The organism is Pseudomonas sp. IT-P395 (genome assembly GCF_949767675.1).
Classification (GTDB): Bacteria; Pseudomonadota; Gammaproteobacteria; order Pseudomonadales; family Pseudomonadaceae; genus Aquipseudomonas.
The window spans coordinates 1-21,735 of sequence record NZ_CATKPW010000006.1 but is presented as its reverse complement, the minus strand read 5'-3'; the positions used below and the strand labels follow the sequence as shown (position 1 = coordinate 21,735).

At 58.3% G+C, this 21,735-nt stretch carries 22 protein-coding genes; 12 read left to right on the top strand and 10 right to left on the bottom strand.

The genetic code is table 11. The features are described 5' to 3' along the window. The first annotated feature begins 97 nt into the window (after nt 1–97). The 3 genes from rpe to trpE all read left to right on the top strand — a co-directional run bounded on the left by rpe (nt 98) and on the right by trpE (nt 3,139). A complete protein-coding gene (gene rpe, locus ACM6IN_RS05420; protein WP_007918813.1) occupies nt 98–772 on the top strand; it encodes a ribulose-phosphate 3-epimerase in 675 nt (224 codons plus the stop codon). Next, nucleotides 769–1,587 (top strand): phosphoglycolate phosphatase, encoded by an 819-nt coding sequence (locus ACM6IN_RS05415; protein ID WP_414915552.1) that lies wholly within the window; start codon nt 769–771, stop codon nt 1,585–1,587. The genes rpe and ACM6IN_RS05415 overlap by 4 nt, the downstream gene beginning before the upstream one ends. Before the next feature lie 70 nt (nt 1,588–1,657). Next, nucleotides 1,658–3,139, top strand: a complete 1,482-nt coding sequence (trpE, locus tag ACM6IN_RS05410; RefSeq protein ID WP_414915551.1) for an anthranilate synthase component I — start codon at nt 1,658–1,660, stop codon at nt 3,137–3,139. Between the two features lie 173 nt (nt 3,140–3,312). On the opposite strand, the gene estP is transcribed toward trpE, so the two are convergent. Next, entirely contained in the window at nt 3,313–5,220 is a 1,908-nt protein-coding gene (gene estP / locus ACM6IN_RS05405; protein WP_414915550.1) for an esterase EstP, read from the bottom strand. Between the two features lie 408 nt (nt 5,221–5,628). Here estP and ACM6IN_RS05400 point away from each other — a divergent pair, with 408 nt between their 5' ends. From ACM6IN_RS05400 to ACM6IN_RS05385, 4 genes are all read left to right on the top strand, one after another. Then, a complete protein-coding gene (locus ACM6IN_RS05400) occupies nt 5,629–6,222 on the top strand; it encodes an aminodeoxychorismate/anthranilate synthase component II (RefSeq protein ID WP_007918806.1) in 594 nt (197 codons plus the stop codon). A gap of 9 nt (nt 6,223–6,231) precedes the next feature. Continuing rightward, a complete protein-coding gene (gene trpD / locus ACM6IN_RS05395; RefSeq protein ID WP_007918805.1) occupies nt 6,232–7,281 on the top strand; it encodes an anthranilate phosphoribosyltransferase in 1,050 nt (349 codons plus the stop codon). Continuing rightward, nucleotides 7,278–8,114, top strand: coding sequence for an indole-3-glycerol phosphate synthase TrpC (trpC, locus tag ACM6IN_RS05390; RefSeq protein ID WP_007918803.1), 837 nt, complete (start codon nt 7,278–7,280; stop codon nt 8,112–8,114). The genes trpD and trpC overlap by 4 nt, the downstream gene beginning before the upstream one ends. Before the next feature lie 135 nt (nt 8,115–8,249). Continuing rightward, on the top strand, nt 8,250–8,951 hold the full coding sequence (locus ACM6IN_RS05385; protein ID WP_414915549.1) for a biotin/lipoate A/B protein ligase family protein: 702 nt from the start codon (nt 8,250–8,252) through the stop codon (nt 8,949–8,951). Between the two features lie 9 nt (nt 8,952–8,960). On the opposite strand, the gene crp is transcribed toward ACM6IN_RS05385, so the two are convergent. Further along, nucleotides 8,961–9,605 carry a cAMP-activated global transcriptional regulator CRP gene (crp, locus tag ACM6IN_RS05380; protein ID WP_007918881.1) on the bottom strand — a complete coding sequence of 215 codons (645 nt, stop codon included), beginning with the start codon at nt 9,603–9,605 and terminating at the stop codon, nt 8,961–8,963. A 236-nt stretch (nt 9,606–9,841) separates the two neighbouring features. Here crp and ACM6IN_RS05375 point away from each other — a divergent pair, with 236 nt between their 5' ends. Continuing rightward, nucleotides 9,842–10,264: an OsmC family protein gene (locus tag ACM6IN_RS05375; RefSeq protein ID WP_003228794.1), complete on the top strand. Its 423-nt coding sequence runs from the start codon at nt 9,842–9,844 to the stop codon at nt 10,262–10,264. Nucleotides 10,265–10,501: 237 nt separating this feature from the next. Next, a complete protein-coding gene (speD, locus tag ACM6IN_RS05370; protein WP_007918883.1) occupies nt 10,502–11,296 on the top strand; it encodes an adenosylmethionine decarboxylase in 795 nt (264 codons plus the stop codon). A gap of 111 nt (nt 11,297–11,407) precedes the next feature. On the opposite strand, the gene coq7 is transcribed toward speD, so the two are convergent. The 6 genes from coq7 to hemJ form a co-directional block, all read right to left on the bottom strand. After that, the gene (gene coq7, locus ACM6IN_RS05365; RefSeq protein ID WP_007918889.1) at nt 11,408–12,055 is read right to left on the bottom strand and encodes a 2-polyprenyl-3-methyl-6-methoxy-1,4-benzoquinone monooxygenase; all 648 of its coding nucleotides are present in this window, start codon (nt 12,053–12,055) and stop codon (nt 11,408–11,410) included. A 200-nt stretch (nt 12,056–12,255) separates the two neighbouring features. Then, nucleotides 12,256–12,594, bottom strand: a complete 339-nt coding sequence (locus ACM6IN_RS05360; protein ID WP_003228789.1) for a histidine triad nucleotide-binding protein — start codon at nt 12,592–12,594, stop codon at nt 12,256–12,258. An 81-nt stretch (nt 12,595–12,675) separates the two neighbouring features. After that, the gene (locus ACM6IN_RS05355; protein ID WP_095112697.1) at nt 12,676–13,464 is read right to left on the bottom strand and encodes an SDR family NAD(P)-dependent oxidoreductase; all 789 of its coding nucleotides are present in this window, start codon (nt 13,462–13,464) and stop codon (nt 12,676–12,678) included. Between the two features lie 61 nt (nt 13,465–13,525). Then, nucleotides 13,526–14,476 carry a DUF805 domain-containing protein gene (locus tag ACM6IN_RS05350; protein WP_414915548.1) on the bottom strand — a complete coding sequence of 317 codons (951 nt, stop codon included), beginning with the start codon at nt 14,474–14,476 and terminating at the stop codon, nt 13,526–13,528. 78 nt (nt 14,477–14,554) lie between these two features. Continuing rightward, complete coding sequence (locus tag ACM6IN_RS05345) at nt 14,555–15,523, bottom strand: NAD(P)H-dependent flavin oxidoreductase (RefSeq protein WP_414915547.1); 969 nt, start codon at nt 15,521–15,523, stop codon at nt 14,555–14,557. A 33-nt stretch (nt 15,524–15,556) separates the two neighbouring features. Then, the gene (gene hemJ / locus ACM6IN_RS05340) at nt 15,557–15,985 is read right to left on the bottom strand and encodes a protoporphyrinogen oxidase HemJ (RefSeq protein WP_007918898.1); all 429 of its coding nucleotides are present in this window, start codon (nt 15,983–15,985) and stop codon (nt 15,557–15,559) included. A 133-nt stretch (nt 15,986–16,118) separates the two neighbouring features. Here hemJ and argC point away from each other — a divergent pair, with 133 nt between their 5' ends. Together argC and erpA are read left to right on the top strand one after the other, a co-directional pair. Beyond that, the gene (argC, locus tag ACM6IN_RS05335; RefSeq protein ID WP_007918900.1) at nt 16,119–17,153 is read left to right on the top strand and encodes an N-acetyl-gamma-glutamyl-phosphate reductase; all 1,035 of its coding nucleotides are present in this window, start codon (nt 16,119–16,121) and stop codon (nt 17,151–17,153) included. A gap of 168 nt (nt 17,154–17,321) precedes the next feature. Then, the gene (gene erpA / locus ACM6IN_RS05330; RefSeq protein WP_007918905.1) at nt 17,322–17,672 is read left to right on the top strand and encodes an iron-sulfur cluster insertion protein ErpA; all 351 of its coding nucleotides are present in this window, start codon (nt 17,322–17,324) and stop codon (nt 17,670–17,672) included. Between the two features lie 73 nt (nt 17,673–17,745). Here erpA and ACM6IN_RS05325 read toward each other — a convergent pair whose 3' ends face one another. After that, entirely contained in the window at nt 17,746–18,837 is a 1,092-nt protein-coding gene (locus ACM6IN_RS05325; RefSeq protein ID WP_414915546.1) for an anhydro-N-acetylmuramic acid kinase, read from the bottom strand. Nucleotides 18,838–18,840: 3 nt separating this feature from the next. Then, nucleotides 18,841–20,259 (bottom strand): peptidoglycan DD-metalloendopeptidase family protein, encoded by a 1,419-nt coding sequence (locus ACM6IN_RS05320; RefSeq protein WP_414915545.1) that lies wholly within the window; start codon nt 20,257–20,259, stop codon nt 18,841–18,843. 212 nt (nt 20,260–20,471) lie between these two features. On the opposite strand from ACM6IN_RS05320, the gene tyrS reads away from it, so the two are divergent. Further along, nucleotides 20,472–21,671, top strand: coding sequence for a tyrosine--tRNA ligase (gene tyrS / locus ACM6IN_RS05315; RefSeq protein ID WP_414915544.1), 1,200 nt, complete (start codon nt 20,472–20,474; stop codon nt 21,669–21,671). Nucleotides 21,672–21,735: the final 64 nt, after the last annotated feature.

Here is a 21,735-nt window from a genome sequence, read left to right as displayed (position 1 = left end):
GTCATGGCACAACCCAATCATCGCGGTCACGGTGCGCGCTTGGAAACTTGAGGTATACAATGCGCGCCATCGTGATTTAGCTCAGAAAAGGTGCGTCATGCAGCCCTTCGTAATTGCTCCGTCGATTCTCTCCGCCGACTTCGCCCGCCTCGGCGAGGAAGTCGACAACGTTCTGGCCGCTGGTGCCGACTTCGTTCACTTCGACGTGATGGACAACCACTACGTGCCTAACCTGACCATCGGTCCGATGGTCTGCGCGGCATTGCGCAAGTACGGCGTTACCGCACCGATCGATGCGCACTTGATGGTCAGCCCGGTGGATCGCATCGTCGGTGACTTCATCGAAGCCGGCGCCACCTACATCACCTTCCACCCGGAAGCCACGCTGCACGTCGATCGTTCGCTGCAACTGATCCGTGAAGGCGGTTGCAAATCCGGTCTGGTGTTCAACCCGGCGACCCCGCTGGACGTGCTCAAGTACGTGATCGACAAGGTCGATATGGTCTTGCTGATGAGCGTCAACCCAGGCTTCGGCGGGCAGAAATTCATCCCTGGCACCCTCGACAAGCTGCGCGAAGCGCGGGCGATCATCGATGCCTCGGGCCGTGACATCCGTCTGGAAATCGACGGCGGCGTCAACGTCAACAACATCCGCGAAATCGCCGCCGCTGGCGCTGACACCTTTGTCGCTGGCTCGGCGATCTTCAACGCGCCGAACTATCAGGAAGTCATCGACAAGATGCGTTCCGAACTGGCGCTGGCGCGCCCATGAGCGGGTTTGAGCAGCTGTTCCCGGGGAAACTGCCACGGCTGGTGATGTTCGATCTGGATGGCACACTGATCGACTCGGTTCCAGACCTGGCAGCGGCGGTGGACACCATGCTGCTCTCACTTGGCCGCAAGCCTGCGGGCATCGAATCGGTGCGCGAATGGGTGGGCAACGGCGCGCCGGTCCTGGTGCGCCGCGCCTTGGCCGGTGGCATCGATCATTCAGCGGTGGATGACGTCGAGGCCGAGCATGCACTGGAAGTGTTCATGCAAGCCTACGGCGCCAGCCATGAGCTGACCGTGGTCTATCCCGGCGTGCGCGACACTCTCAAGTGGCTGCACAAGCAGGGCGTGGCCATGGCGCTGATCACCAACAAGCCGGAGCGCTTCGTCGCGCCGTTGCTGGATCAGATGAAAATCGGCCGCTACTTCAAGTGGATCATTGGTGGCGATACCTTGCCGCAGAAGAAACCGGATCCGGCGGCGCTGTTTTTTGTAATGAAAATGGCCAACATTCCGGCCTCGCAATCGTTGTTCGTCGGCGACTCGCGCAGCGATGTACTGGCGGCGAAAGCGGCGGGGGTCAAATGCGTGGCGCTGAGTTATGGCTACAACCATGGCCGACCGATTGCCGAAGAATCACCGGCGCTGGTCATCGACGATCTGCGCAAGCTAATTCCCGGTTGCCTCGGTTCGGCCGCTGAGATAACGTTGCCCGACGCAGCTCAATCCCATTCTGGAAACGCCATCGTGGTGGTCACTCGCAAACTCTGGATGAAAGTCATCAAGGCCCTGGCCCGCTGGCGTTGGCGCGCCTGACTTGTTCCTGGCCGGCCTGCCGGCGCGTTTGCATACCTGACTGATAGCACCTCACACCACGAGGCACCTTATGATCCGCGAAGAATTCCTGCGCTTGGCCGCTGACGGCTACAACCGCATTCCGTTGGCCTGCGAAACCCTGGCCGACTTCGACACGCCGCTGTCGATCTACCTGAAACTGGCCGACCAGCCCAACTCCTACCTGCTCGAATCGGTGCAGGGTGGCGAGAAATGGGGCCGTTATTCGATCATCGGCCTGCCGTGCCGCACCGTGCTGCGGGTTCACGACCATCACGTCAGCGTGACCGTTGATGGCGTCGAGACCGAAAGCCACGATGTTGAAGACCCGCTGGCCTTCGTCGAAACCTTCAAGGCGCGCTACAACGTGCCGACCATTGCCGGTTTGCCGCGTTTCAACGGTGGTCTGGTGGGTTACTTCGGTTACGACTGTGTGCGTTATGTCGAGAAGCGTCTGGGCAAGTGCCCGAACCCGGATCCGCTGGGTGTGCCGGACATTCTGCTGATGGTTTCCGACGCTGTTGTGGTGTTCGATAACCTCGCCGGCAAGATGCACGCGATCGTCCTGGCCGACCCCGCGCAGGCGGATGCCTTCGAACAAGGTCAGGCGCAATTGCAGGCATTGCTGGAAAAACTGCGCCAGCCGATCACCCCGCGCCGTGGCCTGGACTTCAGCAAGCAGCAAGCGGCTGATCCGCTGTTCCGTTCCAGTTTCACTCAGGACGATTACGAAAAAGCCGTCGACACCATCAAGGAATACATCCTGGCCGGTGACTGCATGCAGGTCGTGCCGTCGCAGCGCATGTCGATCGACTTCAAGGCTGCGCCGATCGATCTGTACCGCGCCCTGCGCTGCTTCAACCCGACGCCGTACATGTACTTCTTCAACTTCGGCGACTTCCACGTTGTTGGCAGTTCGCCGGAAGTGCTGGTGCGGGTTGAAGACAACCTGATCACCGTGCGCCCGATCGCCGGTACTCGCCCTCGTGGCGCGACCGAAGAGGCGGACGTGGCGCTGGAAGAAGACCTGCTGTCGGACGATAAGGAGATCGCTGAGCACTTGATGCTGATCGACCTCGGTCGTAATGATACCGGTCGCGTTTCGGAAATCGGTTCGGTGAAACTCACCGAGAAGATGGTCATCGAGCGTTATTCCAATGTGATGCATATCGTCTCCAACGTTACCGGCCAGTTGAAGGCCGGGCTGACGGCGATGGACGCGCTGCGGGCGATTCTGCCGGCGGGCACCTTGTCGGGCGCGCCGAAGATTCGCGCGATGGAAATCATCGACGAACTGGAGCCGGTCAAGCGTGGCGTGTACGGTGGCGCGGTCGGTTATTTCGCCTGGAACGGCAACATGGACACCGCGATTGCGATTCGCACGGCAGTGATCAAAAACGGCGAGCTGCACGTGCAGGCCGGTGGCGGCATCGTTGCCGACTCGGTGCCGGCGCTGGAATGGGAAGAAACCCTGAACAAACGCCGCGCGATGTTCCGCGCCGTGGCCCTGGCCGAGCAAACCCCGGAAGCCTGAGTCCACACAAAACCCTTGTAGGAGTGAGCCTGCTCGCGATAGCGGATTAACATTCAACGGATTTGTTGAGTGAATCACCGCAATCGCGAGCAGGCTCACTCCTGCATTTTGATCTGTGTTCGGCAATAAAAAAGCGGCGCCTGCGAGGGCGCCGCTTTTTTTGTGCCAGGGGTTTAAAAGTCCAGCACCACCCCGACGTTAACGCCCTGCTGGGTAAAATCATCATCCTTGCGCAACGAATAACCGCCACGCAGCGCCAGATCCGCCGTGAGTTTGTGGCTCACACCCAGACTCAAGCGGTTCAAATGACTTTGCGGCGTATAGCCCTCAAGTGTGAAGTCGTTGGCCGGCAAGGTATTGAGCGCGATGTTGACCTTTTGTACGTCATCTTCGTATTCACGCTCGTGGGCGTATTCGCCGAACACCTGGGTTTGCGGAGTAATGTTGTACTTGCCCTGCAAGCCCAGCCCCAGGCGTTTCGAGTCGCGGGTCTGATCATCGAAGGTCAGCGCCGTGGCGCGATTGCTCTTCTCGGAGTAGCCATCGACATCAACGCTGGCGTAATCGGCGCTGACGAATGGCGACAGGTGCCACTCGCTGCCCGGCTGGGCAATGTCGTAACCGACACGCGCGCTGAAGGCCCAGAGGCTGCCGTCAGTGTCGCCTTTCTCCGCACCTTCGCTGGCGCCCAGATCAAACTTGCGCTTGAGGTTGTCGTAGTCGAGTTTGCCACCGGTCAACGCCGCGTCAGCCCACCAGCGGTTTTGCTGGTACTGGGCAAATGCCGTGGCCATGTAGCTGTTGAGTTTGTAGTCCGAATCGTTATGACCGGCCTCCAGATTCTGCCGGTAGAAACCGCCCGCCACACCGACGCGCCAGGCTTCACTCAAGCGATAGCTGCCACCGACGTTGAGGTTGTATCCGCTGCCATCAGCGCTGGCGCCGCTGCTTTGGCTGTCGACATCCAGATGCTGGCCGCCCGCCGAGACAATGGCGCGCCATTGACCGACCGCTTGCCAATTCTCCCAATCCGCCTGCCATTGGTTGCGCAGTTCATCCTGATGCGCGCGCACTGTGGCGTGGGCCATTTCTGGTAGCAGCGTCAGTTCCCACGGCGCGGCGAGCAGGGAGTAGGCGTAATCGGAGATCAGTTTTTGTCCGGCCTCGGTTGGATGCACGCCGTCGTTGTAGATCAGCTTGCTCGGATCGGGTGTCGCGCTGTTGATCCCGTAACGGGCGTTCTCGGTGCAGCTATTGCCGCTGAAGCAGGTCGCGGTCAGGTTCTGATCGGTCGCGAGGCCAAAGCGCCCAGGATCGGCGAACACTTCCGAGAGCAGTACCGGAATGTTCAGCGGAATGATTTCGGCGTTGATGCCTTGCAGGCGTGTGACCAACTGACTGTTGAACTGGGTGGCGAGTTGACTGCTGAAGGTTTGCAGTGGCGTACCGTTGATCGCTGGCGTCAGGCCAACATCAGGCAACAGCCAGACCATCACGTATTTGGCACCGGCAGTTTGCAGGGTTTGCACGCTGTCGGCCAGCCGATCGGCGGCGGCGTTGGCTTGCGGCAGGCTGAGAATTCGTCCTTGCAGGAAGTCGTTACCGCCGCCGGAAATGTAATACAGCGCATTCGGGTCGGCGCGGAAGCCGTTTGAGGGCAGGTAACCGGCACGGGTGCGTTCACCGGTGGCGGATTGCGTCGTGATCGAGTCGAGGATCTGGTCGGTGCGATAACCGCCAACCGCCCAGTTGTTGCCGTCCGGCTGGCCGTTTTCGGCGCGCACGGCGGAGCTGGAAGAGGCTGTCTGGTCTGGCGAAAAGCCAAGGCGTCCGCCGAGCAACTGCGTGGAGTTCAATGAATACAGTTCCCCGCTGCCATCCTGATACACCGGCCCGGTCCGGTTGGTGTAACGCTCGGTGGAGCCGGCCGGTCCGCCAGTGTCGGTGAAGGTCCCGGCATCATTGAGGCTGTCGCCAAACACAATGAAACTGGAATAAGGATTGGGCGCTGCGTTGGCCTGGGCGCAGGCCAGTGCGAGCAGGCAGCCGGCCAGCGGTACAAACAACGTCTGTTTGATCATGAGCAAGTCCGTTTATTTATTGTTGTAGGTGAACGAAACGACAGTACCAAAAACTCCCGGCGTTTTGCCATCGGTCGCGAATCCTCCCCTGGATTTATTCCCCAAAGCCCCGGCCATATTGCACGCCCCGCCCAGCTAAGTTACTGTGCTGGAACGTATGAACGAGACCTTCCCCGTGTTGATCACCAGCAAACTTCTGGATCAAGTCATCAAGGCACACGCCCGCTGGCGTTGGCGCGCCTGAATCTTTTCTGCCGGCCCCGCCGGATCTGTATCGCTTTGCCTTCCTTGCCTGTTTGAAATGCCGCTGTGCCGACGCGTCTATCTGCGTCCGACATCGTGCAGCGCCCTGCGGGCAAGTGATCTGAAGGCTGTTTTCAAATCAGAATTCAAGAGGTTCGAAACGCCATGTTGCTGATGATCGACAACTACGACTCCTTTACTTACAACGTTGTGCAATACCTTGGCGAATTGGGTGCCGACGTCAAAGTCGTGCGCAACGACGAATTGACCGTCGCCGAAATCGAAGCACTCAAGCCTGAGCGCATCGTGGTGTCCCCAGGCCCGTGCACGCCGACCGAGGCCGGTATCTCCATCGAAGCCATCAAGCACTTTGCCGGCAAACTGCCAATCCTCGGCGTCTGCCTGGGTCACCAGTCCATCGGCCAGGCTTTTGGCGGCGATGTAGTGCGCGCGCGTCAGGTAATGCACGGTAAGACTAGTCCGGTATTCCACGAGGACAAGGGCGTTTTCGCTGGCCTGAACCATCCGCTGACGGTCACCCGTTACCACTCGCTGATCGTCAAGCACGACACGTTGCCCGATTGCCTGGAACTGACCGCATGGACCCAGCACGATGACGGTTCGGTCGACGAAATCATGGGCCTGCGTCACAAGACCCTGAACATTGAGGGCGTACAGTTCCACCCCGAGTCGATCCTGACCGAGCAGGGTCATGAACTGTTTGCCAACTTCCTCAAACAAACCGGCGGCACGCGCTAAGGACTTCCCATGAATATCAAGACAGCCCTGAGCCGTATCGTCGATCACCTCGACCTCAGCACCGATGAGATGCGCGATGTGATGCGCGAAATCATGACCGGCCAATGCACTGACGCGCAGATCGGCGCGTTCATGATGGCCATGCGCATGAAGAGCGAGAGCATCGACGAGATCGTCGGCGCGGTGTCGGTGATGCGTGAGCTGGCCGATCAGGTTGAACTGAAAACCCTCGACGGCGTGGTCGATGTGGTCGGTACCGGCGGTGACGGTGCCAATATCTTCAACGTGTCGACGGCTTCTTCGTTTGTTGTTGCCGCTGCCGGTTGCACTGTCGCCAAGCACGGCAACCGCGCAGTCTCGGGCAAGAGCGGCAGCGCCGACTTGCTCGAAGCTGCCGGCATCTATCTGAACCTGACTCCGGTTCAGGTAGCGCGTTGCATCGACAACGTCGGTATCGGTTTCATGTTCGCCCAGACTCACCACAAAGCCATGAAGTACGCCGCTGGCCCGCGCCGCGATCTCGGCTTGCGCACACTGTTCAACATGCTCGGCCCGCTTACGAATCCGGCCGGGGTGAAACATCAGGTGGTGGGCGTGTTCACCCAGGCACTGTGCCGGCCATTGGCCGAAGTCTTGCAACGCTTGGGCAGCAAGCATGTGCTGGTGGTGCATTCGAAGGACGGCCTGGACGAGTTCAGTCTCGCCGCACCAACCTTTGTGGCGGAACTGAAGAACAACGAAATCACCGAGTATTGGGTCGAGCCAGAAGATCTCGGCATGAAGAGCCAGAGCCTGCACGGTCTGTCGGTCGAAGGCCCGGAGGCGTCGCTGGCACTGATCCGCGATGCTCTCGGCAAGCGCAAGACCGAAAACGGTCAGAAAGCCGCCGAAATGATTGTGCTCAACGCCGGTGCCGCGCTGTACGCCGCCGACGTGGCGAGTAGTTTGAAACAGGGCGTCGAGCTTGCGCACGACGCCTTGCACACCGGTCTCGCTCGGGAAAAACTTGAGGAGCTGGGTGCCTTTACCGCGGTATTCAGAGTGGAGAATGAGGGATGAGTGTACCGACGGTTCTGGAAAACATTCTGGCGCGTAAAGTCCAGGAAGTCGCCGAGCGTAGCGCTCGCGTCAGCCTGAGCGAGCTGGAAAGTCTGGCCAAGGCGGCCGATGCACCCCGTGGTTTCGCCCAGGCATTGCTGGCGCAGGCGAAGAAGAAGCAGCCTGCGGTGATTGCCGAAATCAAAAAGGCCTCGCCGAGCAAAGGCGTGATTCGCGAGGACTTCGTTCCCGCCGATATCGCCAAAAGCTACGAGAAGGGTGGGGCGACCTGTCTTTCCGTACTGACCGATATAGATTACTTCCAGGGCGCCGATGCGTACCTGCAACAGGCTCGTGCCGCGTGCAGCCTGCCGGTGATCCGCAAGGACTTCATGATTGATCCTTACCAGATCGTTGAAGCCCGTGCGCTGGGCGCCGACTGTGTGCTGTTGATCGTCTCCGCACTGGATGACGTGAAAATGGCCGAGCTGGCCGCCGTCGCCAAAAGCGTCGGTCTCGATGTGCTGGTCGAAGTACACGATGGCGATGAGCTGGAGCGCGCGTTGAAAACCCTCGACACACCACTGGTCGGGGTCAACAACCGCAATCTGCACACCTTCGACGTCAGCCTGGAAACCACCCTCGACCTGCTGCCGCGCATTCCGCGCGATCGTCTGGTCATTACCGAGAGCGGTATTCTCAATCGCGCCGATGTCGAATTGATGGAAATCAGCGACGTCTATTCGTTCCTCGTCGGTGAAGCGTTCATGCGCGCGGAAAATCCTGGCACTGAACTGCAGCGACTGTTCTTCCCGGAGCGTGGCACTTCCATCAGCGGTTCGACCCTCGACTGATTCGCTCCAGACCGAGTCGACGCCATCGCGAGCAGGCTCACTCCTACAGGGGAACGCGTTCCAATTGTAGGAGTGAGCCTGCTCGCGATGAGGTATTAGAAATCCCCAAAGATTCCAGATCTGTCGGAGCCTTCCATGTCGCTGCCAACCCCCCTGACCATCGAAGCCGGCCTGCAAGCCGAACAGGATTTGCTGGCCTCGGTCTGCGCCGGCGACTCTGAATTCGGCCTGCTGTTCTGGCAACCCAGCGATCGCGCCCTGGTCATGCCGCGCCGCCTCAATCGTCTTCCCGGTTTCGACCGTGCCTGCGAAGTCTCTGCCGCCGCTGGCTGGCCGGTGCTCTTGCGCGAAACTGGCGGCGAGCCCGTCCCGCAATCGGCCGCCACAATCAATATCGCATTCGTCTATGCGCCACCGCGCAGCGAAGGCGATCTGAACCGCATCGAAACCGGCTACCACCGTCTCTGCGATCCGATCTGCCAGTTGCTCGACGAGTTGGGTGGCGCATCATCATTGGGCGAAATCGATGGCGCATTCTGCGACGGTCGCTTCAACGTCAACCTCGATGGCCGCAAAATGGTCGGCACGGCCCAGCGCTGGCGCCAAAGCCAGGGCGGACAGCGTCCGGTCGGTCTGGTACACGGTGCGATGCTGATGGATAACGAGCGCGAGTCGATGGTTGCGGCGGTCAATCGCTTCAACGAAGCATGCGGCCTGGAGCAACGGGTGCGGGCTGAAAGCCACATTGCCCTGCATGAGAAATTCAACGCGCCACAGGCCTTGGCGCGTCTCGATGAGTTGTTTCGTCTGATGCTGGCGCAGATCTACAGCGCCTGATATTCGGGCTTACCGCGTACCGTAGACCACCATGGTCTTGCCTTTCACATCGACCAGGTTGCGTTCCTCAAGATCCTTGAGCACGCGACCGACCATCTCCCGCGAACAACCGACAATCCGGCCGATTTCCTGACGGGTCACCTTGATCTGCATGCCGTCCGGGTGCGTCATCGCGTCCGGCTGCTTGCACAACTCCAATAGGCAGCGGGCTACACGACCGGTCACGTCGAAGAACGCCAAGTCGCCAACCTTGCGCGTGGTGTTGCGCAGGCGTTGTGCGATTTGTCCGCTAAGCACGTAAAGAATGTCCGGGTCTTGCTGCGACAATTCGCGGAACTTGGCGTAGCTGATTTCTGCAGTTTCGCATTCAACCTTGGCCCGCACCCAGGCGCTGCGTTCCTGTTCCTGTCCCGCCTGCTCGAACAGGCCCAATTCGCCAAAGAAATCCCCGGCATTAAGGTAAGCGATGATCATCTCGCGGCCGTCGTCATCCTCGATCAGGATTGTCACCGAGCCCTTGATGATGAAGTACAGCGTGTCCGAGCGATCGCCCGCACAGATGATATTGCTTTTGGCCGCATGGCGACGGCGCTGACAATGCATCAACAGCTTGTCGAGGTTCTTGATTTTGGGTGTGGGGGTAATAGCAACCATGGTTGTATCCCGAAAAGACTGCACGGTGATGTTTGATTTTTTTATGAGGCGCTGAAGGCGGTCGCTACACAGCCGGCATGGGCGCCAGCGAATTGGCGCCAGCTTAACAGACACTTCGTCGCAAATTCGAGAAATTACCTACAGGGCAGAAGCATCTGTCCTAGGAACGTGGCTCGCTGTCCGGGCAAAGCCCTGTGCTAAGCTGGCGACCCTTTTTTTACAGTGGAGTCTGGGCGATGAAGGCACGCATCCAATGGGCTGGCGAAGCCATGTTCCTCGGCGAATCCGGTAGCGGTCATGTCGTGGTGATGGACGGTCCGCCGGACGCCGGTGGTCGTAATCTGGGTGTTCGCCCGATGGAAATGCTCCTGCTGGGCGTGGGCGGTTGCAGTAACTTCGACGTGGTCAGCATTCTGAAGAAGTCCCGCCAGGCTGTTGAAAGCTGCGAAGCCTTTCTCGAAGCAGAGCGCGCGACCGAAGATCCGAAGGTGTTCACCAAGATCCACATGCATTTCGTGGTCAAGGGTCGTGGTCTGAAAGAAGCCCAGGTCAAACGCGCGATCGAGCTGTCCGCCGAGAAGTATTGCTCGGCCTCGATCATGCTCGGCGCCGCTGGCGTGGCAATCACTCACGATTACGAAATCGTCGAACTCGGTTGAACCGACATTCAACTATCATAAAAGCAGTGCAGACTCTGGCGATCCCTCGCTGACGTCTGCATAATGCGCCACTTTTTTCAGGGCAGTGATCGGTCAGCCGACGGATCAGCCGCCTGAACAGATAACCAAAATCGCCATCGCGAAGAGGTGTTAACCGTCCTACGCAGGTGCGTTGTTCGCACTTGACGGGCATGCTTGATCACGCGGCCGGGCCGCATACATAGAGAGTTTTTAACGGTGAAAAGCAAACTCAAGCTCCACGGGTTCAATAACCTGACAAAGACCTTGAGCTTCAACATCTATGACATCTGCTACGCGGAAACCCCGCAAGACCAGCAGGCTTACGTTGAGTACATCAATCAAGAGTACAACGCGAAACGCCTGACGCAGATTCTCACAGAAGTTGTCGAGATCATTGGTGCCAACATCCTGAATATTGCCAGTCAGGACTATGAACCTCAGGGCGCCAGCGTCACGATTCTGATTTCTGAAGAGCCGGTAACCCCGACTGAAAGCCAGATCGAAGAATCGCCGGGCCCGTTGCCCGAAATTATCCTGGCCCACCTCGACAAGAGTCATATCACGGTGCACACCTACCCGGAAATCCATCCGGACGACGGTATTGCAACTTTCCGTGTGGACATCGATGTGTCGACTTGTGGTGTCATTTCACCGCTGAAAGCGCTCAATTTCCTCATTCACCAGTTCGATTCGGACATCGTGACTGTGGATTACCGTGTGCGCGGCTTCACCCGTGACGTTGAAGGCAACAAGCACTTCATCGACCACGAGATCAATTCGATCCAGAACTACTTGTCCGAAGACACTCGCGACGCGTACCAGATGACCGACGTGAACGTGTACCAGGAAAACCTGTTCCACACCAAAATGCTGCTGAAGAACTTCGAACTGGATAACTACCTGTTTGGCGACGCCACCAGCAACCTGTCTGCGGAGCAACGCGCTCAGGTGACCGACCGGGTGAAACACGAAATGCTCGAAATCTTCTACGCGCGCAACATGCCGACCTAAGATTCCCGGGCACAAAAAAAGGCGACCTTTCGGTCGCCTTTTTCATTCCTGGCACGAACCCCTGTGGGAGCGAGCCTGCTCGCGAAGTTGCCCTCTGCAGCAATACCGTTCTCAGATCCGATAAGTACTCTTGGTCATCACCTTGGCCAGAATACTCATCCCGAATTTCACCGGTGCCGGAAAACGGAACCCACCAGCCTCCAAAGCACTTTCGGCATGATGTTCTTCATCAATGCGCATCTGCTCGAGAATCGCCCGGGATTTCTCGTCCTCGGCCGGCAGTTGTTCCAGATGTTCATTCAGATGTTTGCACACCTGATGCTCGGTCGCCGCGACAAACCCGAGGCTGACCTTGTCGCTGATCAACCCGGCTACCGCGCCAATACCGAACGACATACCGTAAAACAGTGGATTCAAAACGCTGGTATGGCTGCCCAACTGATGAATGCGCTGTTCGCACCACACCAGATGATCAATCTCTTCTTCGGCCGCGTGCTCCATGGCTGCGCGCACCTGCGGTAGCTTGGCGGTCAGCGCCTGCCCCTGATACAGCGCCTGGGCGCAGACTTCACCGGTATGGTTGATGCGCATCAGACCGGCGACGTGGCGGGTGTCTTCGTCGCTCATTTGCGTATCCGGCTGCAGAATGGCTGGCGACGGACGGTACGGCTGGCCGCTGAAGGGCAGCAGGGTACGCATCGCGGCATCGGCTTGCAGCAGAAGACGGTCAATCGGCGAGTAGTGACGTTGGGTAGTCATGCTGACCTCCGGGAAGAATCTCGGCGACCAGTTTAACCGAATCGGCCGAGGAAGGTTTGCGCTGGGTCATCAGTCACGCTGGATGTGCTTTTTGCTTTATGTAGGAGCCGCCGAAGGCTGCGATCTTTTGATCTTGTTTTTGATACTCGAAGATCAAAAGATCGCAGCCTTCGGCAGCTCCTACACAGGTTTGCTGGATATTAGCCCGGTGGCCAGTTCATCTGACGCTGACCGAGGACGTGCATATGAATGTGGTAGACCGTCTGGCCACCCTTCTCGTTGCAGTTCATCACCACGCGGAAACCTTCTTCGCAACCCAGCTCCAGCGCCAGACGCTGTGCAGTGAACAGAATATGCCCGGCCAGTGCCTTGTCGTCTTCGGTCAGGTCATTGAGGGTGCGCACCGGTTTCTTCGGGATCACCAGGAAATGCACCGGTGCCTGAGGGGCGATGTCGTGAAACGCCAGAACCTGGTCGTCTTCGTAAATGATCTTGGCCGGGATCTCCCGGTTGATGATCTTGGTGAACAGAGTATCCACTGCTGTTTTCTCCGTTGTTTGGGCTGGTCTGAGTGTACGCAGGGCGGCTTATCCCGCCCAGTGTTTTACCTGTAGGGCATTTCAGCGCGGGCAGTAAGCCTTGTTGACCATGCCGACAATGGTGCGATTGAGCCAGCGCGAACCGAGTCGCGGCAAAAAGGCGAACCAGCGGTTGCGGCGCCCCGGGATGATGATCGCCCGGTTCTTGTCGAGGGCGCGCACGGTGTACAGCGCAACTTCCTCCGGGCTCATCAGCAATTTGCTGTCTTTGATTTTGTCGCTGTTGAGTTGCGCCGTGCGGAAAAATGCCGTGCGCGTCGGGCCGGGGCAAAGCACCGAAACCTTCACAGCACTTTGCTTGAGTTCTACTCGCAAGGCTTCGGAGAAGTGCAGAACATAGGCTTTGCTGGCGTAATAAGTGCTCATCCACGGGCCGGGATTGAACGCGGCCACCGAAGCAACGTTGAGAATCTGCCCGCCACCCTGCAGCGCCATGCTGTTGCCGATCGCGTGGCACAGGCGGGTGAGGGCGAGGATGTTCACTTCGATCAGGTCCTGCTCGGTCATCCAGTCCTGCGCGAGAAACGGGCCGCAGGTGCCAATGCCTGCACAGTTCACCAGCAAGTCGATCTGCCGGTCGCCTTCTTCCAGCTCCAGCAAGAAACCGGACAAGCGCAGCGGCTCGCCCAGATCGCAGGCGCGGAACAGCACCTCGACGCCAAAACGCTGGGTCAATTCGAACGCAATGCTTTCCAGCTGATCACGCTGTCGGGCCACCAGAATCAGGCTGCGGCCGCGCCGGGCCAGCGCTTCGGCCATGGCCAAGCCAATGCCGCTGGAAGCGCCGGTGATCAGTGCGTAACGGGTCATGCAATTCTCCATCGCAACAGCTCCGCGCCAGCGACGCGGGTGTCACGGCGGGGAGCGCTGTTCATTCTTTCGCAGAGTCTACAGGGGCCTGCGCCGCTTCGGCTGCTTCGTCGGCGGAATCCACGGGTGATTCGACTTCTACTTCGACTTCATCGGTGGTCACCGAGCCACTTTCGTAGCTGCTTTCCAGGTTGCTTTCGTATTCCTGCTGGATCGCCGAGATCCCGCCCAGCATTCCACCCGCAAAAATCAGCGCGAAGAACACAATCCACAGGGAGCACAGCACTTTTACTGCGGTACTGTTTGCCGGAGGGGGAGGGCCATAGCGATTGGCGCCGGTGTTGCCCGGTACGACCATGATCACCAGCGGGAAGAAGCTGCCCACAAAGGGTACAAGGTTCAATAGCCAGAGCCAGCCCGACCAGCCGATATCGTGCAGACGCTGAACGCTGAACAGAATGCTGACAATCAGGAAAGCGATAAACAGGAAAAACGCGAAGATCCCGCCGATGATCAGGCCGGTAGTGGAATCACCGCTGACCAGCCCCAGAGCCAACAGGGCGAACACGCCGACAATGGGCAATGTCACCAGACTCAGCACCATTGTCCAGGCCAGAAAACGCAGGCGTCCGATCCGCCCTTCGACGCTGAACGGCTTGAGCGTGGCGAACTCCGGCAGATTTTCACCGACGTTGGCGCGAGGTGCCGCGTAAGGCGAGTCAGGTTCGGCAACAACCTGAGCCTGCTCATGGACATCGGCCAGATTCAGCTCAATGGCTGTTTCCGTTTCGATTCGCGCAGCAATCCCGGTTTTGTTCAGTGCCTGCAGGTACGTTTGAGCATCAATGTGGGAGAGTTCGCGCTTGAGTGCGACGACGCTGCCGTTAAAAAGGCGCTCAATCGCGGTCACATCGCTTTTGAACAGATCCGCCAGATTGAGTTTGGCAGTGGTGATATCGACACCGGGCTGTAGAGCACCGTCGAACACGATCTTGTAACGGGGTTCGCTCATGGCCGAGGCATCCTTGTCGCGAATGAATTGAAAGGTCAGCAGTGTAAGGCCAGTCCATTGGGGCCGGCCTGGTTTTTCTTAGCGTGGCCAGCGTTTCGGCAATTGTGCCGCGCGTTCCTGTGCCTGGCGATACTCGGCATCCAGTCGTGCGATCAAATCATCCACGCTCGGCAGATCATCGATCTGCCCTACGCCTTGACCGGCAGACCACACGGTTTTCCAGGCTTTGGCTTCATCACTGATCGGCTTGAGCTTGTCACCAAAATTCACTTCGCCTTTGCCTTGCAGAGCCGCCATATCGAAGCCGGCCGCCTCCAGACTCTGGCGCATAAAACTCGCCGGTACCCCCGACACCGCTGGAGTATGGATGATGTCTGCAGCCTTGGCTGTCAGCAGCATCTCCTTGTAGGCGTCAGGCGCATGACTTTCGGTGGTGCCGATAAATCGCGTACCGAAGTAGGCCAAATCCGCGCCGAGCAGTTGCGCGGCGAGAATCTCATGACCGTGGTTAAGACATCCTGCAAGCAACAGGGTTTTATCGAAGAACTGGCGGATCTCCGCGATCAGCGCGAATGGGCTCCAGGTCCCGGCATGGCCCCCGGCGCCCGCAGCAACGGCGATCAAGCCGTCGACACCGGCCTCGGCCGCTTTCTCTGCATGCCGGCGAGTGGTGACGTCATGGAAGACCAGACCGCCGTAGCTGTGTACCGCATCGACCAATTCCTTTACCGCGCCGAGGCTGGTGATGACGATCGGCACTTTATGTTCGACGCAGATATTCAGGTCCGCCTGCAAGCGCGGGTTGCTGTTGTGCACGATAAGGTTCACTGCATAGGGGGCCGGATTCTCAAGTGTCGCCAGTCCCGCTTCGATCTGTTCCAGCCAGGCCTTGAACCCGCTACTTTCACGCTGGTTCAGCGCCGGGAAGCTGCCAACGACGCCATTACGGCAGCAGGCGAGTACCAGTTCCGGGTTGGAAATCAGAAACATCGGCGCGGCCACCACGGGCAGACGCAGACGTTGTTCGAGCAAAGCGGGCAGCGACATTATGGATACCCCAAAGATCTGTAGTTGTTGAAGTTAGAACGGCTTGACCACGACCAGAATTACGATAGCCAGCAATATCAGAACCGGTACTTCATTGAACCAGCGATAAAAGACATGGCTGCGGGTGTTCTCGCCACGGGCAAAACGTTTTACCTGCGCGCCGCACATGTGGTGGTAGCCGATCAGCAAGACGACAAGGGTCAGCTTGGCGTGAATCCAGCCGCCCATGCTGAAGAGGCTCGGGTTCAGATAGATCAGCCAGCCGCCGAAGATCAGCGTGGCGATCATCGCCGGGCCCATGATGCCGCGATACAGCTTGCGCTCCATGACACTGAAGCGCTCTTTGCTGATCGTGTCTTCGCTTTGCGCGTGATACACGAACAGACGCGGCAAGTAGAACAGCCCGGCAAACCAGCAAACGACGCTGACAATGTGAAACGCTTTTACCCACAGATAGAGCATTTTTAGTTATTCCTAATTCACGGTAAGCCGGATAGTAGAGGCTTGAGCGTCCGCACGTCACCTTGACGGTTGTCGCAGACGTGCGCGGCCCCTATTATCGACGGCTTTCCAGTGGGTTCTTTGAGGGCAGGTTATGGTCAAGGTCGGTATTGTCGGCGGCACGGGGTACACCGGTGTCGAACTGCTGCGTCTGTTGGCGCAGCATCCGCAAGCAGAAGTGGTTGTGATCACTTCCCGATCCGAGGCCGGGCTGGCCGTGGCTGACATGTACCCGAACCTGCGCGGTCACTACGACGGCCTGGCCTTCAGCGTGCCGGACATCAAGACCCTCGGCGCTTGCGACGTGGTGTTCTTCGCCACGCCGCACGGTGTGGCTCACGCATTGGCCGGTGAATTGCTGGCGGCGGGCACCAAGGTCATCGACCTGTCGGCAGACTTCCGTCTGCAAGACGCTGAAGAGTGGGCCAAATGGTACGGCCAGCCGCACGGCGCGCCTGAATTGCTGGACGAGGCGGTTTATGGCCTGCCGGAAGTCAATCGCGAGCAGATCAAGAAAGCTCGCCTGATCGCTGTGCCAGGTTGCTATCCAACCGCGACGCAGCTGGGTTTCCTGCCGCTGCTTGAAGCTGGACTGGCCGATACTTCGCGTCTGATCGCCGACTGCAAATCCGGTGTCAGTGGTGCCGGTCGTGGTGCGGCTGTAGGCTCGTTGTACTCCGAGACGTCGGAAAGCATGAAGGCCTATGCGGTAAAGGGTCACCGTCACTTGCCGGAAATTCGCCAGGGTCTGCGTCGCGCAGCGAGTAAGGACGTTGGTCTGACCTTCGTTCCGCACCTGACCCCGATGATCCGTGGCATTCACTCGACGCTCTACGCGACCGTGGTTGATCGCTCGGTGGATCTGCAGGCGCTGTTCGAAAAGCGTTATGCCAACGAACCGTTCGTCGATGTAATGCCTGCCGGCAGCCATCCGGAAACCCGTAGTGTGCGTGGTGCCAACGTTTGCCGTATCGCCGTTCACCGTCCGCAGGATGGCGATCTTGTGGTCGTACTGTCGGTGATCGACAACCTGGTCAAAGGCGCGTCGGGTCAGGCGGTGCAGAACATGAACATTCTGTTCGGGCTGGACGAGCGTTTCGGCCTGTCCCACGCCGGTATGCTGCCGTAACACTTTAAGCCGCACAGCGAAAAGGCCCGTCAAGCGGGCCTTTTTGCATTGTGAACAGCTCGTCGGCTTTATTGATATACCGTAACAATAGTTGACCGATTTTCTAGGACAAGCGGATAATGCGCGTCATCACGCATTATGGCGGCGTAACGCCGGGAGATAGTCAGCATGAGCGTCGAATCCTTCACCCCCACGGCTTTGCAATTCACTCAAGGTGCTGCGCACAAGGTGAAGAGCCTGGTCGATGAAGAGGGGAATGATCGCTTGAAGCTGCGCGTATTCGTTACGGGCGGCGGTTGTTCAGGGTTTCAATATGGTTTCACCTTCGATGAAGACGTGGCCGATGACGACACGATCGTTGAGCGCGAAGGCGTGAGTCTGGTGGTTGATCCGATGAGCTTCCAGTACCTGGCCGGTGCTGAAGTGGATTACCAGGAAGGTCTGGAAGGTTCGCGCTTCGTGATCAAGAACCCGAATGCCACCACAACCTGTGGTTGCGGGTCTTCGTTCTCGATCTGATCGCTCTTCGTTACAGACAACAAAACGCCGCAGAGCCTTACGGTTCTGCGGCGTTTTGCTGTGTGCGAGTTGATCAGGCTGGATAGATGGCGCCGAGTATCCGCAGACCGCGTGCGCCGGTGACGCTTGGGCGGTTGGCGGCGATCCCTTCGAGGCAGCAATGGGCCAGCCATGCGAAAGCCATCGCTTCTACCCAGTCCGGATCAACGCCGTGGGTCTGGGTGCTGGCTACCGTCGTGTTGGGTAGCAGGTCGGCCAAGCGTTTCATCAGTGTGCTGTTGTGTGCGCCGCCGCCGCAGACCAACAACTCTTGGGTGTCGGATTGAGCGCTGTGCAGCGACTCGACGATGGTCAGCGCAGTCAGCTCAAGCAACGTGGCCTGCACGTTTTCCGCAGCGAAGGCTGGGAGCCGTGACAGATGTTGCTCCAGCCATGGCAGGTTGAATACTTCGCGGCCGGTACTTTTTGGGCCCTTGGTAATAAAGAACGGATCGCTGAGCAGTGCTTCCAGCAACATCGGTTCTACCGTACCGGTTTTTGCCCATTCGCCATTACGATCATAGTTTTCACCACGCTGCTGCTGAATCCAGGCGTCCATCAGCACATTCCCAGGGCCGCAGTCGAAACCGGCTACAGGCTTGGTCGGCTCTATCAGACTCAAATTGCTGAAACCGCCGACATTCAAGACGGCCTGATTGCCGGTACGCTCTTCGAACAAAGCTTCATGGAATGCAGGAACCAACGGAGCACCTTGGCCGCCAGCTGCGACATCGCGACTGCGGAAGTCGCTGACTACGGTGATACCGGTCAGCTCAGTCAACAGAGCGGGGTTGCCGATCTGCACGGTGAAACCGCGCGCCGGCTCATGGCGGATGGTCTGGCCGTGGCTGCCGATCGCGCGAATGTCTCGTGGTTTGAGCTGCTGCTGATCGAGGAGGGTATGAATGCCCTGCGCCGCGAGCTTCACCCAGTTCTGCTGGGCAATCGCCGAGCGGGCGATTTCATCGGGGCCGCTGGCGCACAAGCCAAGCAGCTCTGTGCGCAGGGGGGCAGGCATGGGAATGTAGTGCGTGGCGACCAGTTTGATCGCCGAGGTCTGTTCGATCAGGGCAATGTCCAGACCGTCGAGACTGGTTCCGGACATCACGCCGATATACAGGGCCATGACTTAGCGCTTGCTCGAAGCCAGCATGGTGGCCTTCTCTTGATCCATGCGCGCCATCAGCGGTTGGCTCTGTGCAAGGAAGCGAGCACGTTCGGCTTTGGCAATCGGATCAGCCATTGGCAGCTTCTGCCCCAGCGGATCGACGTGAACGCCATTGACCTGGAACTCATAGTGCAAGTGTGGGCCGGTTGAGAGGCCTGTAGTACCGATGTAGCCGATGACTTGGCCTTGCTTCACGGAACCGCCAGTCTTCACGCCTTTGGCGAAGCCTTGCATGTGGCCGTACAGCGTGCGGTAAGTGTTGCCGTGCTGGATGATCACCGTGTTGCCGTAGCCGCCACGGCGGCCGGCCAGCAGTACTTTACCGTCGCCGGCAGCCTTGATCGGCGTGCCGCGTGGCGCTGCGTAGTCGACACCTTTGTGGGCGCGGATCTTGTTGAGGATCGGGTGCTTGCGGCCCATGGAGAACTTCGAACTGATGCGGGCGAAGTCCACCGGCGTACGGATGAACGCCTTGCGCATGCTGTTGCCATCAGCGGTGTAGTAGCTGCTGTTGCCTTGCTTGTTGGTGTAACGCACGGCGGTGTAAGTCTTGCCGCGGTTGGTGAAGCGTGCGGACAGGATGGGGCCAGTGCCGACGGCTTTGCCGTTGACCACTTTCTGCTCGTAGATCACGTCGAATTCGTCACCCTGACGGATGTCCTGAGCGAAGTCGACGTCGTAGCCGAAGACACTGGCCATATCCATGGTCAGGCTGTGCGAGAGGCCGGCACGGGCCGCGGATTGCGAGAGTGAGCTATTGATGACGCCGTGCACGTAAGCGGTACGAACAGTTGGTTTTGCGGTAACCCGGTTGAAGGCATAACCCTTGTCATTCTTGGTCAGGGTAATGGTTTCGACGTCGCTGACCTTGCTGTGCAAGCTGGTCAGCTGTCCTTCAGGGTTCAATTCGAATTCGAGTTTTTGGCCGTGTTTAAGCTGGCTGAATTGTTTGGCTTGCTTGTCGCTGGCCAGGACTTCGTGAACGGAGGCGGCAGGCAGGCCGACCTTTTCGAACAGGGTCGACAGCGTATCGCCCTTGGCAACGATGACTTCACGGTGGCCAGGTGACTTTGGCTTTTCGGCGGCTGGCGCAGGTGCTGCTTCGGCGGTTTGCGGGGTGTTTTCGTTACTGTTTTCGATTTGAGCAAACGGCGAAGTTACTGGCTCATTTGTGGCTTGAGTCGCATCAGCTGCGTCTTGATCTTGTGTCAGTTGTTCAGCAGGACTTTCCAGTTCAAGGCTCAGGGTCGTCTTTTTGGCTTCTACATCACTGGAAGGAAATACCAGGAGAGCCAGGCTGAGAAGGGCGGCGATTCCACTTGCGGCGAGCAGGTGGGTCTTCGGGTAAAGCGGAGGCGCTTTAGACGGTTCTGTGGTCATAGGTAATTTTGACTTTGAAAAATGATGAATTGGAAAAGATGAATGACATGATGAAGATGAAATAACTGTATAAAATATAACCAAATCATCTCTGAAGCAAGTCTACAGACAGCACGTCTGTGGATTGGTGTCCGTGCGCCGGGCAAAACTTGTAATTGGTGCGCGATCTTGTATGGTTGGTTCCCTTTGAATCTGAGCCTTGCGGGTCTGTTATGAAGTCGGTTGAAGAGCAGCTAGCGCTGATTAAACGTGGTGCGGAAGAACTGTTGGTCGAGTCCGAGCTGATCGAGAAGCTCAAGCGCGGCCAGCCGCTGCGGATCAAGGCTGGTTTTGACCCGACCGCTCCGGATCTGCACCTGGGTCATACCGTGCTTATTAATAAGCTGCGCCAGTTCCAGGAGCTGGGGCATCAGGTAATCTTCCTTATAGGTGACTTCACCGGGATGATCGGTGATCCGAGCGGCAAGAGCGCCACTCGTCCTCCGCTGACTCGTGAGCAGGTTCTGGAAAACGCCGAGACCTACAAGACTCAGGTGTTCAAGATTCTTGATCCGGCGAAAACTGAAGTTGCATTCAACTCCACCTGGATGGATCAGATGGGGCCGGCGGACTTCATTCGTCTGACTTCACAGTACACCGTCGCGCGCATGCTTGAGCGTGATGACTTCGACAAGCGCTACACGACTAACCAGCCAATCGCGATTCACGAGTTTCTCTATCCGCTGGTTCAGGGTTACGACTCGGTGGCCCTGCGCGCGGATGTGGAGTTGGGTGGCACTGATCAGAAGTTCAACTTGCTGATGGGGCGCGAGCTGCAGCGCGGTTATGGTCAAGAGGCTCAATGCATTCTGACCATGCCGCTGCTTGAGGGGCTGGATGGCGTGAAGAAGATGTCCAAGTCATTGGGCAACTACGTCGGCATTCAGGAAGCGCCGGGCGTCATGTACAGCAAGCTGGTTTCGATTCCGGATGCGTTGATGTGGCGTTACTTCGAGCTGCTCAGCTTCCGCTCGATGGATGAGATCAATGCGTTACGTGCCGATGTAGAAGTGGGCGCCAATCCGCGCGACGTCAAAATCAAGCTGGCTGAAGAGATCGTTGCGCGCTTCCATGGTGAAGAGGCAGCGGCCAACGCTCATCGTGCGGCGGGTAACCGTATGAAGGATGGTGAGTTGCCGGATGATCTGCCGGAGGTCGAACTGGCTTCTACTGAAGATATGCCGATCGCGGCTGTCCTTAATAAGGCAGGCCTGGTGAAGAACTCGGCGGCGGCGCGCGATCTGCTGGCGTCTGGTGGGGTGCGCATTGATGGTGAAGTGGTTGATCGCTCCTTTATATATGTACTGGGTGCGACCCACGTTTGCCAGGCAGGCAAGAAGGCATTTGCACGCATCACTCTGAAATCTGAGTGATTCTGAAAATAAGTGTTGACGGCGAATTTTAGATGTCTATAATTCGCCCCACTTCCGGCGCAGT

Excerpts from the sequence above, each read along its gene's own strand:
- rpe (WP_007918813.1), top strand. The coding sequence starts at position 98 with ATGCAGCCCTTCGTAATTGCTCCGTCGATTCTCTCCGCCGACTTCGCC.
- ACM6IN_RS05415 (WP_414915552.1), top strand. The coding sequence starts at position 769 with ATGAGCGGGTTTGAGCAGCTGTTCCCGGGGAAACTGCCACGGCTGGTG.
- trpE (WP_414915551.1), top strand. The coding sequence starts at position 1,658 with ATGATCCGCGAAGAATTCCTGCGCTTGGCCGCTGACGGCTACAACCGC.
- estP (WP_414915550.1), bottom strand. The coding sequence starts at position 5,220 with ATGATCAAACAGACGTTGTTTGTACCGCTGGCCGGCTGCCTGCTCGCA.
- ACM6IN_RS05400 (WP_007918806.1), top strand. The coding sequence starts at position 5,629 with ATGTTGCTGATGATCGACAACTACGACTCCTTTACTTACAACGTTGTG.
- trpD (WP_007918805.1), top strand. The coding sequence starts at position 6,232 with ATGAATATCAAGACAGCCCTGAGCCGTATCGTCGATCACCTCGACCTC.
- trpC (WP_007918803.1), top strand. The coding sequence starts at position 7,278 with ATGAGTGTACCGACGGTTCTGGAAAACATTCTGGCGCGTAAAGTCCAG.
- ACM6IN_RS05385 (WP_414915549.1), top strand. The coding sequence starts at position 8,250 with ATGTCGCTGCCAACCCCCCTGACCATCGAAGCCGGCCTGCAAGCCGAA.
- crp (WP_007918881.1), bottom strand. The coding sequence starts at position 9,605 with ATGGTTGCTATTACCCCCACACCCAAAATCAAGAACCTCGACAAGCTG.
- ACM6IN_RS05375 (WP_003228794.1), top strand. The coding sequence starts at position 9,842 with ATGAAGGCACGCATCCAATGGGCTGGCGAAGCCATGTTCCTCGGCGAA.
- coq7 (WP_007918889.1), bottom strand. The coding sequence starts at position 12,055 with ATGACTACCCAACGTCACTACTCGCCGATTGACCGTCTTCTGCTGCAA.
- ACM6IN_RS05355 (WP_095112697.1), bottom strand. The coding sequence starts at position 13,464 with ATGACCCGTTACGCACTGATCACCGGCGCTTCCAGCGGCATTGGCTTG.
- ACM6IN_RS05350 (WP_414915548.1), bottom strand. The coding sequence starts at position 14,476 with ATGAGCGAACCCCGTTACAAGATCGTGTTCGACGGTGCTCTACAGCCC.
- ACM6IN_RS05345 (WP_414915547.1), bottom strand. The coding sequence starts at position 15,523 with ATGTCGCTGCCCGCTTTGCTCGAACAACGTCTGCGTCTGCCCGTGGTG.
- hemJ (WP_007918898.1), bottom strand. The coding sequence starts at position 15,985 with ATGCTCTATCTGTGGGTAAAAGCGTTTCACATTGTCAGCGTCGTTTGC.
- argC (WP_007918900.1), top strand. The coding sequence starts at position 16,119 with ATGGTCAAGGTCGGTATTGTCGGCGGCACGGGGTACACCGGTGTCGAA.
- erpA (WP_007918905.1), top strand. The coding sequence starts at position 17,322 with ATGAGCGTCGAATCCTTCACCCCCACGGCTTTGCAATTCACTCAAGGT.
- ACM6IN_RS05325 (WP_414915546.1), bottom strand. The coding sequence starts at position 18,837 with ATGGCCCTGTATATCGGCGTGATGTCCGGAACCAGTCTCGACGGTCTG.
- ACM6IN_RS05320 (WP_414915545.1), bottom strand. The coding sequence starts at position 20,259 with ATGACCACAGAACCGTCTAAAGCGCCTCCGCTTTACCCGAAGACCCAC.
- tyrS (WP_414915544.1), top strand. The coding sequence starts at position 20,472 with ATGAAGTCGGTTGAAGAGCAGCTAGCGCTGATTAAACGTGGTGCGGAA.